A 14,176-nucleotide genomic window follows, 5' to 3' on the forward strand; every position below is an offset into this window, starting at 1 on the left:
GGAGCAGGGTGACTTTATGACTTACAGGCTGGGCGTCGATGTCGGCGGCACATTTACCGATCTGCTCCTGTTCGACGAGGAGAACGGCAAGTTCTGGCGGCACAAGACGCCATCGACCCCGCATGATAGCTCCGAGGGTATCCTCAACGGGGTGAAGGCGATCACCGAAGAGGCGGGCGTTTCGGCGAAGGACATCGCCTATTTCCTCCACGGCACCACGGTTGCAACGAACGCCGTGCTGGAGGGGAAAGGCGCGAAAGTCGGCCTGATCACGACCGAGGGGTACCGCGACATCATGCAGATCGCCCGCAGCTTCGTGCCGGGCGGTCTGGCCGCATGGATCGTCTGGCCCAAGCCGCAGCCGCTCGCCCATCTCGAAGACACTCTGGAAGTGCCGGGCCGGATGGGTGCCGATGGCGAAGAGGTACGCCCGCTGGATGAGGACGCGGTGCGCGCTGCGCTTCGCCAATTGAAGGATCAGGGTATCGAGGCACTGACCGTCAGCCTCATCAACGCTTACGTCAACGGCGCGCACGAAACCCGCATCGGCGAAATCGCCGCCGAAGAACTGCCCGGTGTACCCGTTTCGCTCAGCCATGAAGTGCTGCCCGAGATGCAGGAATATGAGCGCACGCTTTCCACCGTGGCCAACGCAGCCGTGCGTCCCGTCGTTAGCAAATACGTCTCCAACCTGCGCGACAAGCTGGAGGATGAGGGGCTGGAAGGGCGGCTCTCGCTGCTACGCTCCGATGGCGGGTTGATGAGCAGCCAGAAGGCCGAGGAGCATCCCGTCAATATCCTGATGTCCGGACCGGCAGGCGGCGTCACCGGCGCGAAATGGGTCGGCAAGAACGCAGGCCTTTCGAACATCCTGACCCTCGATGTCGGCGGCACATCGACCGACGTTGCGCTGATCGAAGGACTGGAAGCAAGGCGCGTGCGCACAACCGATGTCGGCCACCTGTCGGTCCGCGCCTCTGCGCTCGATGTCAAAACGGTGGGCGCAGGCGGCGGTTCGATCGCGCACGTTCCCGAGCTTACCAAGGCGCTGCGCGTCGGCCCGGAAAGCGCAGGCGCTGTTCCCGGCCCGGTAGCTTACAACAAGGGCGGCGAATTGCCGACCGTGACGGATGCGAACGTGGTGCTCGGCTATCTGCCCGAGGACCTGCTCGGCGGAAGTTTTCAGCTCGACCGCGACGGTGCCAAGGCGGCGGTGCAGACCATTGCCGATGCGCTGGGCGTCAGCCTGATGGAAGCGGCGCGCGGGATCATCGATATCGTCAACGAGAACATGTTCGGCGCGCTGCGGATGATCAGCGTCCAGCAAGGCTACGACCCGCGCGAATTCGCGCTGATGGGCTTTGGCGGCGCGGGCCCGCTCCATGTCAACGCCGTCGCGCGGCTGATGGGTAGCTGGCCTGCGGTCTCGCCCGTTTCCCCCGGCGTGCTTTGCGCGCTCGGCGATGCGACGACGCAGATGCGGACCGAGACGGCGCGCAGCTTTTCGAAGCTCGCGCGCGACACCTCGATCGCGGACCTTCAGGCTGTGCTCGACGAAATGGCAAAGCAGACGCGCGGCGAGCTGCTGGCCGATGGCGTTCCCGAAGACCAGATCGTCGTGCAGTTCGAAGTCGACGTGCGCTATGCCGGGCAGGCTTTCGAAGTCCCGCTAACGATCGACAAGCAGGTGCTTGATGCGGACGGTATCGAGGGCATCCTTGCCCGCTTCGATGAGGAGCACTTGCGGCTGTTCACCTTCAACATGGATACGCCGCACGAAATCGTGAACCTGCGCGCGGTCGCGCTGGGTGAAGCGCCCGCCCTGCCCGCGAACGAATTGCCGAAAGGCGATGGTGATCCCTCGGCAGCGAAAATCCGCGATCACAAGCTCTGGATGGACGGGAAGGAGCAGGACGGCGCGATCTACGACCGGTCGAAGCTCAGGCAGGGCGATACCATCCCCGGCCCGGCCATCATCACCGAGATGGACTCCACCACATTGGTCGAAACCGGCTGCACCGCCACCGTCGATGCGGTCGGCAATATCCTTATCAACCTGACGAGCGAGGGCTGATCCGATGCCTGCACAAATCATCGAAACCAACGACACGCCGTTCGACAAGATCGATATCGACCCAGTGACGCTCGACATTATCGAGAACGCGCTGCGCAATGCCCGGATCGAAATGGACGCCACGCTCGTGCGCACCGCCATGAGCCCCGGCATTCGGGAACAGGGCGATGCCTTCCCGTTAATCGCCGATCCTTCCGGCAAGATGATCGTCGGCCAGTTCGGCAGCTTCATCGACGGCTTCCTGAAAGGGTACGACGATACGCTGGAAGACGGCGACATGATCTTCCTGTCAGACCCCTATTCCTGCGACGGAGCGGTCAGCCATTCCAATGATTGGCTGGTGCTGCTCCCGGTTTTCAAGGATGGCCGCCTGATCGCCTACACAGCCATGTTCGGCCACCAATCGGACATCGGCGGATCGGTGCCCGGATCGATGCCCATCGGCGCTTCCAGCATTTTCGAGGAGGGCGTCCGCATCCCGCCTGTGAAGATCTGGAAAAAGGGCGAATACAATGACGACCTGATGAAGCTCGTCATGCACCAGACGAGAAAGCCGGACTGGTGCGCCGCCGATCTCAACGCGCTGATCGCATCGTGCCGCGTCGCGTCGAAGCGGGTGATCGAAATGGCAGAACGGTTCGGAGACGATGTCTATGTCTCCGCCACGCAGGAACTTCTCGCCCGCAACCACCGCGCGATGAAGGCGCTGCTGTCGCAGGCTGTCGGTGAGAAGCCGGTCAGCTTCGAGGATTACCTGTGCGATGACGGCAAGGGCTACGGGCCATACAAGATGAAATGCACGATGTGGCGCGAGGGCGACAAGGTCATCCTCGATTTCGAAGGCACCGACCCGCAAAGCGCCGCCTCGATCAATTTCCTGCTCAACGAGAACATGTTCAAGATGTTTTTCGGCATCTACATGATCATGGTCTTCGACCCGCAGATCCTGTTCAATGACGGGTTCTACGATCTCATCGAAGTGCGCATTCCTGAAGGATCGCTGCTGAAGCCGCAATTTCCCGCTGCGCTTTCAGGCCGCACCCACGCGCTGGGGCGGATCTTCGATATTCTTGGCGGGTTGCTGGGTCAGGGCACGCCTGAATTCCTCAATGCCGCCGGTTTCTCGTCCTCGCCGCACCTGTTCTATTCGGGCTGGGATACGCGTGAGCCGGGCAAGCGCGACTGGTTCCAGCTGTTCCAGATCGGCTTTGGCGGAATTCCCGGCAGGCCGCTGGGTGACGGGCCGGACGGGCATTCGCTCTGGCCGGGCTTCACCAATGTGCCGAACGAGTTCCTCGAGCGGTACTTCCCCCTGCGGATCGAACGCTATTCGACCGAACCCGACAGCGGCGGCGCGGGCCTGCACCGCGGCGGCAATGGCATCCACATGACATACCGCTTCCTCGCGGACGGTGAGATTGCAATCCATGACGATCGTTGGTTCGTTCCGCCCTGGGGCGTCAATGGCGGCCATCCCGGCGCGCGGGCGAAGAAAGTCCTCGAGCGCGAGGACAGCACGACCGAAATCGTCGGCAACAAGATCGAGGATGTGGCGGTCAAGGCCGGCGAATTGCTCCACTTCATCACTTGGGGCGGCGGAGGCTGGGGAGACCCGCTGGAGCGCGATCCCGATCTGGTCGGCCTCGAGATACGCCAGGGTCTCGTCACTTCCGAGGGGGCGCGAGCCTACGGCGTCGTCGCCGACGACAAGGGCATTGTGGACACCGAGGCCACAGACGCCTTGCGCAAGGACATGAAGAACGCGCGGGGCGATCTGCCACTCTTCGATTACGGGCCGAGCATCGAGGAGCTTCGCGCCAATTGCGAGGAGGAGACCGGCCTTCCCGCGCCGATCCAGCCCGAATGGGGCGAACATCCGCAGTTCGCAGAAGCCGCCGAATGAGCTGGAAACGCGCCTTTATCGGCACGCATGGCGGGCCGGAGGTGATCGACTGGAAAGTGGGCGATGTGCCCACGCCCGGACCGGGCGAAGTGCTGATCGATCAGAGCGCGATCGGTCTGAACTTCATCGACACCTATCACCGCACCGGGCTTTATCCCGTCGAGCTGCCGAGCGGCCTCGGCCTTGAGGCAGCGGGCACGATCAGTGCGCTGGGCGACGGGGTGAGCGATTACGCGGTCGGCGAGCGCGTCGCCTATATGGGGCCGGGCTTTGGCGCTTATGCAACGCACCGGATCATGCCCGCCTCTGCGCTGTTCAAGGTGCCAGACGGAATCTCGGATGAGATCGCCGCTGCCGCCATCCTGAAAGCCGCCACGACCGAAGGACTGGTCGAACGCTGCGCCGATGTGCAGGCAGGCGATACGGTGCTCGTCCATGCGGCTGCGGGCGGCGTCGGCCTCATCATGGTGCAATGGCTGAAAGCGCTCGGCGTCACCGTCATCGGCACCGTCTCCTCGGAAGAGAAAGAGGCTTTGGCGCGCGAGGCCGGGTGCGATCACGTGATCCGCTACGACCGCGAAGACATCGCGCCGAAAGTCCGCGAATTGACCGAGGGTGCAGGCGTGCCGACCGTCTTCGATGGGGTGGGTAAGGACACGTTCGAAGCCTCACTCGACAGTATGGCGCCCCGCGGTCTCCTCGTCAGTTTCGGCAATGCCAGCGGCCCGGTCGATGGCGTGAACCTCGGCATCCTTGCGCAAAAGGGATCGCTGTTCGTGACCCGCCCGACCCTGTTCCATTACTATGCCACGCCCGAAGACCGCGAAGCGGGAATGGCGCGGGTGTGGGACATGATCGGCAGCGGAAAGGTCAAGATCACCGTCGGACAGACCTACCCGCTTGTCGAAGCGGCGCAGGCGCACCGCGATCTTGAGGCGCGCCGGACGACTGGATCGACCGTTCTGATCCCCTAGGTCTCGCCCGCATCAGGCCCGGCCCAGTCGCCGAGCAGCGGCTCGAAAAGGTTCACCCGGATCGCCTGCCATACGCCGGCCGAGAAATAGGGATCGGCTTCAAGCTTGGCCCGTGCGGCCTGCTCATCTTCGGCCTTTATGACGAGCAGCGATCCGATCGTCTTGCCATCCTGCTTGAGCGGCCCGGCGACCGCGTAATCCTCTGCATTGGCGGCGACATGCGCGAGGTGCGCTTCGCGGTGGAGACCGCGCAGACGTTCGCCGAACTCGCCATCGCGGCAGTGAAAGCAGAACAGCGCCATCAGTCTTCGCCCCGGTTGTCGGCACCAAGCTGCGGCACGGGAGCGGGCGTCCAGTCCTCGCCAGCAAAGCGTATTGAAGGAGCGATGTGCTTGCCTCCGTCTTCAGCCGCGACCCAGAGCCCGCGCTGTGCCACGTGCGGTTCATCCAGAGCCTCCCGGAAATCGAGCACAGGCGAAAAAGCGACGTCGAGTTCTTCGAACCATTCGGTCCACTCATCGCGCGTCTTGCGCCGGAAAGTGTCGCGCAGGAAATCGATCAGCACGCCCTGCTCGCCGGCGGGTGCTTCTGCGACCGGGATTAGGTCTTCGCGCCCCAGCTCGGTCAGCAGGTTGCGCGCGAATTTCATCTCCCGCCCGCCGAGCACAACATGCTTTGCGTCTTTCGTTTGATAGACCTGATAGAACGCCGCCCCGCCGAGCGATCGCTGCGTGCTCGAAACCGGGCTTGGCCCGCCTGCAATCGCGCTGCTCGCCGTGTGCGCGCACCATGGCAGCAGGCTGTCGAACATCGCGCAGTCCACATACGCACCTTCGCCCGTTCGCTCGCGTCCGATCAGCGCCATCAGCACTGCCGAAAGCGATGTGAGACCGGCGGCCATGTCGCTGTTCGCCACGCCGGGGACGACCGGCGCGCCGTCCGGTCCGTCATTCACGCTGAGAAACCCGGCGAGCGCCTGCACCGCCATGTCATGCGCAGGATGATGCGCCAGTGCGCCCTCCTGTCCGAAGGCGGAGATCGAACAGTAGACGATATCGGGCTTGATCGATTTCACGCGGTCGTAATCGAAGCCCAGCCGCTTCATCACGCCGGGTCTGAAGCCTTCAACGAAGACATCGGCAGTCTCGATCAGCTCGCGTAGCGCCTGCTTGCCGCCCTCGCTCTTCAAATCGAGAGTCACGCTTTTCTTGCCGCGATTGAGATTGGCGAACCAGACGGAATGCTGGGTGCCGCCATAGCTATCGAACGGCCCCTGTTCGCGCGCCGGATCGCCGCCCACCGGTTCGACCTTGATGATCTCCGCCCCCTGATCGGCCATCATTACGGTCATCATCGGGCCGGGCAGGAACTGCGTCAGGTCGATTACCCGGATGCCTTCAAGCTTGCTCATCCCCATGCCGTAGCGTGAATTTGCAGGGCTGTTCAACCTGCACAAAGAGCGACTTTTCTTGAAGTCGAAAGCGGCTGGGTCCAAGTCCCTCCCCATCCCGAGTCGCCGCTAGCGGCGCGAATGAGGAAAGAGAAAACCGCCACGTGACGACCAGCAGCCTGCCCATGAATTCAGCCCATTACCTCGATCGATCCGAATTGCGCCGCGCTTACCGCGCGGAAGAGGAAGCGTGCATCGCCCAGCGGATCGAACAGGCCGCCCCGGCACGCAAGGTGAAGGATGCAGCGGCAAGCCTCGCAATCGATCTCATCGAAGGCGCGCGGGCGCAAAAGGCGAGCGGCATCGATGCGTTTCTGCAGCAATACGGGCTCGATACCGAAGAGGGCATCGCTCTCATGTGTCTGGCCGAGGCGTTGCTGCGCGTGCCGGACGAAGACACCGCCGACGCGCTGATCCGCGACAAGATCGGCGAGATCGAGTGGAGCGACCATCTCGGCGAAAGCTCATCGACTTTCGTAAACGCCGCGACGTTCTCCCTGATGCTGACGGGTGAGGTGCTCGAACAACCCGAAGCGCATCAGAAAGGCATGGGCCGCGTGCTCAAGGGGACCATGAACCGGCTGGGCGAACCGGTGATCCGCAAGGCCACTTTGCAGGCCATGCGCATCCTTGGCGGGCAGTTCGTATTCGGGCGCAATATCGGTGAAGCGCTGAAACGCGCAAAGCCCGAGCGTGCGAAAGGCCTCACCCATTCATTCGATATGCTCGGCGAGGCAGCGATGACCTTCGCCGATGCGCAGCGTTATGCAGACGCCTATGAAGGCGCGCTTGACCGACTGGCGCGGGAGGCTGACGGCGGCATCGGACCTTCGCCCGGCATCTCGGTGAAGCTCTCCGCGCTGCATCCGAAATACACGCATTTCCACGCGGATGAGGCGCGGCGCGATATCGTGCCGATCGTCAAGCGGCTGGCGCTGAAAGCGCGGGATGCGAACATCCATTTCACCCTCGATGCCGAAGAGGCAGAGCGGCTCGAAGTGTCGCTCGACATTATCGAAGATCTCGTTTCCGACGATGAGATCTTCATCCGCCCGGACGGATCGCGCTGGGAAGGGTTCGGCCTCGCCATCCAAGCCTATCAGAAGCGCGGCGTGCCGCTGTGCGACTGGACGGCAAAACTCGCGCGCCGTCACGGACGCAAACTGTTCGTGCGGCTCGTAAAAGGCGCGTATTGGGACAGCGAGATCAAGATCAGCCAGGTCGGCGGCTACACCGATTACCCGGTCTTCACCCGCAAGATCGCGACCGATGTCTCCTACCTCGCCTGCGCCACGCGCCTGTTCGAACACGACGACGTGATCCGCCCCGCCTTCGCCACGCACAACGCCTACACCGTTGCGGCAGTGAAGGAGATGAGTGAGGGGCGGTTCTTCGAGTTCCAGCGCCTCCACGGCATGGGCGAGGAAGTATACGATGCGCTGCGCAAGCTGGAGGGCAATGATCCCACGCCTGTTCGCATTTACGCGCCCGTTGGCGGGCATAAGGAATTGCTCGCCTATCTCGTGCGCCGCCTGCTCGAAAACGGAGCCAATACCAGCTTCGTGAACAGGATGGGCGATGCCGACATTCCGGCAGAGGAACTCGTCGGCGATCCTGTGGGCGAGCTCGCCGCGTTCGACCCCCGCCGCAATCCTGCAATTCCGCTGCCCCGCGATATCCTGGGTGAGCGCCTCAACAGCGCCGGGGTCGATCTGTCCGATCCGCTGGTGATCGGCCCCTTGCAGGCACGCCTTGCAGAGCTTGCCGAAACCCCGTGGCGTGCCGAACCGACTTTCCTCGGCGAAGAGGAGGGCGAAACCGCGCCGATCACCATGCCGCACGATCTCACATCGACGGTCGGCACGCGGCGCGATGCGACCGAACAGGAAGTGGACGCCGCCTTCGCCCGCGCCGAGCTGATCCAGCCGGGATGGGACGCTTTGGGCGGAGAGAAGCGCGCGCTCCTGCTCGAAGAAGCCGCCAAGCTGTTCGAGGACCACACCGACGAGTTTCTCTCCCTGTGCCAGCGCGAGGCGGGAAAGACCCTGCTCGATGGGGTTGCCGAGGTGCGCGAGGCGGTGGATTTCCTCCGCTATTACGCCTCTGAGGCGCGGCGTCAGTTCGAACACCCGCTTACCCTCCCCGGCCCGACCGGCGAAGAGAACACTTTGTGCATGCATGGCCGCGGTGTGTTCGCGACGATATCGCCCTGGAATTTCCCGCTCGCAATCTTCACCGGAATGGCCTCGGCTGCGCTGGCCGCCGGCAATGCCGTCATCGCCAAGCCTGCCGAGCAGACGCCGCTGATCGCCGCGCTCGCGGTGAAGCTGTGCCATGAGGCTGGCATCCCGCCCGAGGCGCTGCAATTGCTGCCCGGCGCGGGCGAAGTCGGCCAGCTGATCACCGCCGATCCGCGCCTTGCCGGGGTCGCCTTCACCGGATCGACCGAAACCGCGCGGCTGATCAATCAGGCGCTTGCGGGGCGCGACGGGCCGATTGCCACCCTTATCGCGGAGACCGGCGGGCAAAACGCGATGATCGTCGATTCCTCCGCGCTGCCCGAACAGGTCGTGCGCGACGTTCTTGCGAGCGCGTTCCAGAGCGCAGGCCAGCGCTGCTCGGCGCTGCGCGTGCTTTACCTGCAGGACGATGTCGCGGACGAGATGCTGGAGATGATCCGCGGCGGGTTTGAGGCGCTGCATGTCGGCGACCCAGCGCTGCTCTCAACCGATGTCGGCCCGGTGATCGATCCCGACGCGCAGGCCGCTCTGGAACGCCACGTCGCGCGCCGCCAGCAGAACGATCGCACAGTCTGGAGGCTCGATCTCGACCCTTCGACAGCCAAAGGCTGTTTCGTCGCGCCGACGATCATCGAACTAGATTCGATCCTCGATCTCAAGCGCGAGAACTTCGGGCCGGTGCTGCATGTAGTCCGCTACGCTGCAGAGGATCTCGGGCAAGTGATCGCCGATATCAACGCGACCGGGTACGGGCTCACCTTGGGGCTGCACAGCCGGATCGCGGCCACGCGCCGCTTCGTCCAGGCGCGGGCGAAGGTCGGAAACTTCTACGTCAACCGCAATCAGATCGGGGCCATCGTGGAAAGCCAGCCCTTCGGCGGCGAAGGCCTGTCGGGCACCGGCCCCAAGGCAGGCGGCCCGCACTACCTCGCGCGCTTCGCGACCGAGCGCGTGACCTGCATCGACACGACCGCTGCGGGAGGAAACGCAAGTCTGCTGGCGAGCTGACCGAAAAGGTGGGACGCGGCTCTGGACGGTGTACGTCAATGGCTCGATTGCGGCCCTTGGAAAAAACGGGAGATAATCAGTCCATGCCGGGCAGAGTGATAGCGGTCGCCAGAGACGCAGACCACAGATTCTCGAAGCTGGTTGTGCAGCAAATCCATATCATCGCCGGGCTGGGCGTCGAAGGCGATGCGCATAACGGCGTCAAAGTGAAGCACCGGTCTAGGGTCAAGGCTGATCCGACGCAGCCAAATCTTCGCCAGGTGCACCTCATTCATTCGGAGTTGTTTTCAGAACTAAAAGAGAAAGGCTTCGACGTTAGGCCAGCCGATTTGGGAGAGAACATAACCACAGAGGGAATCGATCTTCTCGCGCTCCCTCGGGATACCATTCTGGAAATTGGGTCGAACGTTCGCCTGCGTGTCACCGGTCTGCGCAATCCTTGCGCACAGATAGAGTCGTTTCAGAAGGGGCTGCTTGCGGCCGTTCTGGATAAGGGTCCCAATGGCGAGTTGATCCGCAAATCCGGTATCATGACCACCGTGATCGAGGGAGGACCGATTGAGGCCGGCGACACGATCATGGCGATATTGCCAGATCCGCCCTTTCATCCGCTTGAGAGGGTTTGAGGAAGGCTCCCACCCAAGACTCCCACACCTAAAACCTCGCCGCCGCTTGCCGCTCTCCCCACAATCGGGAATCACTTCTCCATGGCGATTCTTTCAGACAAGTGGATTCGGGAACAGGCGCAGACGCACGGCATGATCGAGCCGTTCGTGGAGGCGCAGCGGCGTGAGGGTGTGATCTCCTACGGCCTCAGCTCCTACGGCTATGACGCGCGGGTTGCGCCCGAATTCAAGATCTTCACCAATGTGAATTCGGCGACGGTTGATCCCAAGTCGTTCGATGCAGAAAGTCTCGTCGACCGGGAAACCGATGTCTGCATCATCCCGCCCAATTCCTTCGCGCTCGCCCGCACAGTAGAATATTTCCGCGTGCCTGAAGACGTGCTGGTGATCTGCCTCGGCAAGAGCACCTATGCGCGCTGCGGGATCATCGTGAACGTGACCCCGCTGGAACCGGGGTGGGAAGGCCACGTCACGCTTGAGTTTTCCAACACCACCCCGCTGCCTGCGAAAATCTACGCCAATGAAGGCGCCTGCCAGTTCCTGTTCCTCAAAGGGAACGAGCGCTGCGAAACGAGCTACAAGGACCGCGCCGGCAAATATATGGGCCAGAAGGGTGTGACGTTGCCGCGGTTGTAAAGGCCAAGCGTCACTGGTTGAGCAGTGCCTTTTGTGAGCTTGCCGCCCCGCCTCCGGCCGATGCCGTCGTCAGAGATGACTTATACGAGCTGCCTTCCGTCAAGGCCGGGATTAACTGCCGCGTGCCAAAGCCAAGCTGCCATCGCAGTATGACTCACAGGTTGCAGTATCGGGTAGGACCAGTCGATCCAAATTCCCAGACGTGCACCGAAATAACCATCCACCGTGATGACGAGGGTGAGCGGCACGGCCAGCAGCAAGAGCGTCGATAGAATTCGGTCGGATAGCGCCGGCGCCCAACAGGCTAGACCCAAGGCTGAGCTGCCTAGTGCAAAGCAGACGAGTACAACAAAGAAAACGCCATTCCAGATTCCTTGATAGACGAACACCGCATTGCGAATCAGGTCACGGGTTGCCGGATCGGCAGCCGCATAGCCAGAACGCCATGCACCGTTCTGAGCCCAGATATTGATTGAAAGGCCAAGCGCTTCGGCAAACGCCCAGAAGGCCATCGCCACCAGTCCCGTCCATGCCAGGGCGGGTGCCCGGCGAGCCAGCACTGCGGCGAGCCCCCCATAAGCCACGAGCGCGATGAAAACGTGGAGGAAGTTGACCCATAGGCGAGCGAGATATGCCGGGTTTGCCGCAAGTGCTACGCCAGCTTCGAAGCTTGCCGGAGAGGAGTAGTTTTGCGGCAGCCACCAGAGCAAAACCGTCGTTACGGCCGAAAGCAAGGCTCAGATGGCGGCAACTCGCAGCGAGGCTAGACGAGAAGGCCACGTAGGTGCGAGAGCGCCGCCGGAGGTTCGGTTAACGGTCATCTCTAAGTCATGACGTGCGAGTGGAGCTTGAGCTAAGCTTTAGGGACGAAAGAGCCCCATCTGTGATGAAACCCTACTTAGCGCGTCATCAAGTTGCCCTAAGCGTTTGAGCGATAGGGGCAGCCGCTCTCCAGTATCGAGCGTAATGGCAATAGCACCCGATTTTCCCTGCCGCTCTACCGAGCAAACTCGTGCTGCGTTCACGATCGCGCTTCTGTGAACCTGCACAAACCCGAATGGGACAAGCATCTCTGCAATCTGCCGCATGGTAGCGCGCACAAGATAGGCGCGCGATACGCTTCTGACTTCGCAGTAATTGCCCGCGGATCTTACGCAAATCAGATCGTTCACGTGCAGCCGGAGCTTAGGCTCACTCGGAAAGGTGATCCAGGGCGAGGCCTCTCGCGCGGCAGCATCAATGCTGGGCTCAACGCTCATTGCGTGGACGCGCACGAGTAGGAGCGCAACCGCAGCAGCAAGCGCGGCTACCGGCCAGCGGTCAATCGACCCGTAGGTGATGAGCCGAAGGGCATCAGACGTCGTCCCGGGCGCGGCCGCCAAAAGATGTGCGGCGGCATATCCAACTATTGTGGTCGAAAAAATGAAAACCGCTGCAACGAACTGCGAGCCGCAATCCGCGGTCATTGATGAAAGCCGGCGCCTTTGCCTATACCCAATTACAATCACGATCGTCGTCAAAAGGCCTGCAATCAGACCCCAGCGAAAGGGTGCTTTCGGGCCGACTGATAGTCCTGCTGCCGTCGCCGACAGCCAGCATTGCCCCGCGTAAACGAGCGCCAAACCAACAAAAAGGCCGACCAGAGCAATCGAGTAACGGCGCGAGGTCGCAGTAGCGAACATAAAGCAAGACTATCTCAGAAAGCCGATGTTGAATAGGCGTCCGGCTTCCTTAAGAGCGGAACTTCCGCCTCCCCACCCCCAAAGCGGCATTCGCCGTTTTCCTACGCGGCAGGGAAACGCTAGGGTTCGGGCATGACGCACGCTCATCCGATCTCTCGTTCCGCCTGCCTGGATACCCCGTCCCCGCGAAACCACCGCCCCTCAGGATTTTCCTCTCCAGGGCCGTGTAACAGGCGGTCCATGTGCCTCTCACCTGCGACGAACCGAGTGCTTGCCCGTACGCTGGATCGGCCTTTGACACATGCCTGCTACACGCGCATGGCGTTCATGAAGGAGATCCCCAATGGCTGCCAATAATGACGATACCCGCGAATTCGACATCATCGTATACGGCGCAACCGGCTATACCGGCCGTCTCGTCGCCGAGCACTTCGTACGCGAATATGGGGGCACGGCCGATGGGCCGAAATGGGCCATGGCCGGACGCAACCAGGCAAAGCTCGAAGACGTCCGCACCCTGATCGGCGCGCCGGACGATACGCCGCTTGTGGTTGCCGATGCCGACAGCCGCGAAGCGGTCGAGGCGATGTGCAAGCGCACCAAGGTCGTGATCACGACGGTCGGCCCCTACCAGCTCTACGGCGACGAGCTGGTCGCCGCCTGTGCGCGCACCGGCACCGATTACACCGACCTGTCCGGCGAACCCGCCTGGATGGCGGAGAAGATCGCGGAACTGGAAGACATCGCCAAGGAGAGCGGCGCGCGCATCTGCTTCTCGAGCGGCTTCGATTCCATCCCGTTCGATCTCGGTGTTCTCATGGCGCAAAAGGAGGCGAAGAAACGCTTCGGCAAACCGGCACCGCGCGTTCGCGGGCGCGTGCGCGCGATGCAGGGCACGTTCTCGGGCGGCACGGCAGCGAGCCTTGGCGCGACGATGAAGGCCGCGGCGAAGAACCCCAAGCTGATCAATGTGCTGCGCGATCCCTTCGCCTTGACGCCCGGTTTCGAGGGGCCGGACCAGCCATCGGGCATGGTGCCAAAATACGAGAAGGACATCGACAAATGGGCCGCGCCGTTCGTGATGGCGCCCATCAACACGAAGAACGTCCACCGCACCAACTTCCTGCTTGGTCATCCCTATGGAGAGGACTTCAAGTACGATGAAATGGTGCTCACCAGCCCCGGCGAAGCGGGCAAGAAGATGGCCGAAGCTGCGGCGGAGATGATGAAGAACCCGTTCGGTGCAAAGCCGCCCAAGCCGGGCGAAGGTCCAACGGCGGAAGAGCGCGAGAACGGCTTCTACGATGTGCTGTTCGTGTGCGAAATGCCCGACGGGCAGATGCTCCATTACGGCGTGAAGGGCAAGTACGATCCGGGCTACGGTTCGACCAGCCGCATGATTGCGGAGACGGCCATCGCGCTCACCGAGAGCGATGCGCCTGGCGGGATCGGCACGCCGGGGTCCTTCCTGGGTGAGGATCTAGTGAAGCGGCTGGAAGAGCGCGCCGAGCTGACCTTCGCGGCAGAGAACTGATCGGCACGCAATAGGACGAAAAGGCGGGGACGGTGATGGCCGCCCCCGC

At 62.5% G+C, this 14,176-nt stretch carries 11 protein-coding genes; 7 read left to right on the forward strand and 4 right to left on the reverse strand.

The genetic code is table 11. The features are described 5' to 3' along the window. Window positions 1-16 precede the first annotated feature (16 nt). The 3 genes from IB285_RS11635 to IB285_RS11645 are packed head-to-tail and all read left to right on the forward strand — an operon-like array spanning window position 17 to window position 4,951. Window positions 17-2,074 carry a hydantoinase/oxoprolinase family protein gene (locus IB285_RS11635; protein ID WP_190788327.1) on the forward strand — a complete coding sequence of 686 codons (2,058 nt, stop codon included), beginning with the start codon at window positions 17-19 and terminating at the stop codon, window positions 2,072-2,074. 4 nt (window positions 2,075-2,078) lie between these two features. Further along, window positions 2,079-3,977: a hydantoinase B/oxoprolinase family protein gene (locus IB285_RS11640; RefSeq protein ID WP_190788328.1), complete on the forward strand. Its 1,899-nt coding sequence runs from the start codon at window positions 2,079-2,081 to the stop codon at window positions 3,975-3,977. Further along, window positions 3,974-4,951: a quinone oxidoreductase family protein gene (locus IB285_RS11645; RefSeq protein WP_190788329.1), complete on the forward strand. Its 978-nt coding sequence runs from the start codon at window positions 3,974-3,976 to the stop codon at window positions 4,949-4,951. Before IB285_RS11640 ends, IB285_RS11645 begins: the two co-directional genes overlap by 4 nt. On the opposite strand, the gene IB285_RS11650 is transcribed toward IB285_RS11645, so the two are convergent. Both IB285_RS11650 and IB285_RS11655 read right to left on the reverse strand, forming a co-directional pair. After that, window positions 4,948-5,253: a YciI family protein gene (locus tag IB285_RS11650; RefSeq protein ID WP_234033138.1), complete on the reverse strand. Its 306-nt coding sequence runs from the start codon at window positions 5,251-5,253 to the stop codon at window positions 4,948-4,950. The two genes, IB285_RS11645 and IB285_RS11650, sit on opposite strands and share 4 nt — an antisense overlap. Beyond that, window positions 5,253-6,362 carry a CaiB/BaiF CoA transferase family protein gene (locus IB285_RS11655; RefSeq protein ID WP_190788330.1) on the reverse strand — a complete coding sequence of 370 codons (1,110 nt, stop codon included), beginning with the start codon at window positions 6,360-6,362 and terminating at the stop codon, window positions 5,253-5,255. Before IB285_RS11655 ends, IB285_RS11650 begins: the two co-directional genes overlap by 1 nt. Window positions 6,363-6,526: 164 nt before the next feature. Between IB285_RS11655 and putA the strand changes: the two genes are divergently transcribed. The 3 genes from putA to dcd all read left to right on the forward strand — a co-directional run bounded on the left by putA (window position 6,527) and on the right by dcd (window position 10,911). Beyond that, a complete protein-coding gene (gene putA / locus IB285_RS11660) occupies window positions 6,527-9,649 on the forward strand; it encodes a bifunctional proline dehydrogenase/L-glutamate gamma-semialdehyde dehydrogenase PutA (RefSeq protein WP_190789095.1) in 3,123 nt (1,040 codons plus the stop codon). 83 nt (window positions 9,650-9,732) lie between these two features. After that, window positions 9,733-10,275, forward strand: a complete 543-nt coding sequence (locus IB285_RS11665; RefSeq protein ID WP_190788331.1) for an MOSC domain-containing protein — start codon at window positions 9,733-9,735, stop codon at window positions 10,273-10,275. Between the two features lie 81 nt (window positions 10,276-10,356). Then, window positions 10,357-10,911, forward strand: coding sequence for a dCTP deaminase (gene dcd, locus IB285_RS11670; protein WP_190788332.1), 555 nt, complete (start codon window positions 10,357-10,359; stop codon window positions 10,909-10,911). An 80-nt stretch (window positions 10,912-10,991) separates the two neighbouring features. Here the strand turns inward: dcd and IB285_RS11675 are convergent, their stop codons facing one another. Next, window positions 10,992-11,645: a hypothetical protein gene (locus IB285_RS11675; RefSeq protein WP_190788333.1), complete on the reverse strand. Its 654-nt coding sequence runs from the start codon at window positions 11,643-11,645 to the stop codon at window positions 10,992-10,994. A 126-nt stretch (window positions 11,646-11,771) separates the two neighbouring features. Beyond that, on the reverse strand, window positions 11,772-12,593 hold the full coding sequence (locus IB285_RS11680; RefSeq protein ID WP_190788334.1) for a LytTR family DNA-binding domain-containing protein: 822 nt from the start codon (window positions 12,591-12,593) through the stop codon (window positions 11,772-11,774). A 343-nt stretch (window positions 12,594-12,936) separates the two neighbouring features. Between IB285_RS11680 and IB285_RS11685 the strand changes: the two genes are divergently transcribed. After that, the gene (locus tag IB285_RS11685) at window positions 12,937-14,127 is read left to right on the forward strand and encodes a saccharopine dehydrogenase family protein (RefSeq protein ID WP_190788335.1); all 1,191 of its coding nucleotides are present in this window, start codon (window positions 12,937-12,939) and stop codon (window positions 14,125-14,127) included. The last annotated feature ends 49 nt before the right edge of the window (window positions 14,128-14,176 follow it).

Source organism: Erythrobacter rubeus (assembly GCF_014705715.1).
Taxonomy (GTDB): domain Bacteria; phylum Pseudomonadota; class Alphaproteobacteria; order Sphingomonadales; family Sphingomonadaceae; genus Erythrobacter; species Erythrobacter rubeus.

Excerpts from the sequence above, each read along its gene's own strand:
- IB285_RS11655 (WP_190788330.1), bottom strand. The coding sequence starts at position 6,362 with ATGAGCAAGCTTGAAGGCATCCGGGTAATCGACCTGACGCAGTTCCTG.
- IB285_RS11635 (WP_190788327.1), top strand. The coding sequence starts at position 17 with ATGACTTACAGGCTGGGCGTCGATGTCGGCGGCACATTTACCGATCTG.
- IB285_RS11680 (WP_190788334.1), bottom strand. The coding sequence starts at position 12,593 with ATGTTCGCTACTGCGACCTCGCGCCGTTACTCGATTGCTCTGGTCGGC.
- IB285_RS11665 (WP_190788331.1), top strand. The coding sequence starts at position 9,733 with ATGCCGGGCAGAGTGATAGCGGTCGCCAGAGACGCAGACCACAGATTC.
- IB285_RS11685 (WP_190788335.1), top strand. The coding sequence starts at position 12,937 with ATGGCTGCCAATAATGACGATACCCGCGAATTCGACATCATCGTATAC.
- dcd (WP_190788332.1), top strand. The coding sequence starts at position 10,357 with ATGGCGATTCTTTCAGACAAGTGGATTCGGGAACAGGCGCAGACGCAC.
- IB285_RS11650 (WP_234033138.1), bottom strand. The coding sequence starts at position 5,253 with ATGGCGCTGTTCTGCTTTCACTGCCGCGATGGCGAGTTCGGCGAACGT.
- IB285_RS11645 (WP_190788329.1), top strand. The coding sequence starts at position 3,974 with ATGAGCTGGAAACGCGCCTTTATCGGCACGCATGGCGGGCCGGAGGTG.
- putA (WP_190789095.1), top strand. The coding sequence starts at position 6,527 with ATGAATTCAGCCCATTACCTCGATCGATCCGAATTGCGCCGCGCTTAC.
- IB285_RS11640 (WP_190788328.1), top strand. The coding sequence starts at position 2,079 with ATGCCTGCACAAATCATCGAAACCAACGACACGCCGTTCGACAAGATC.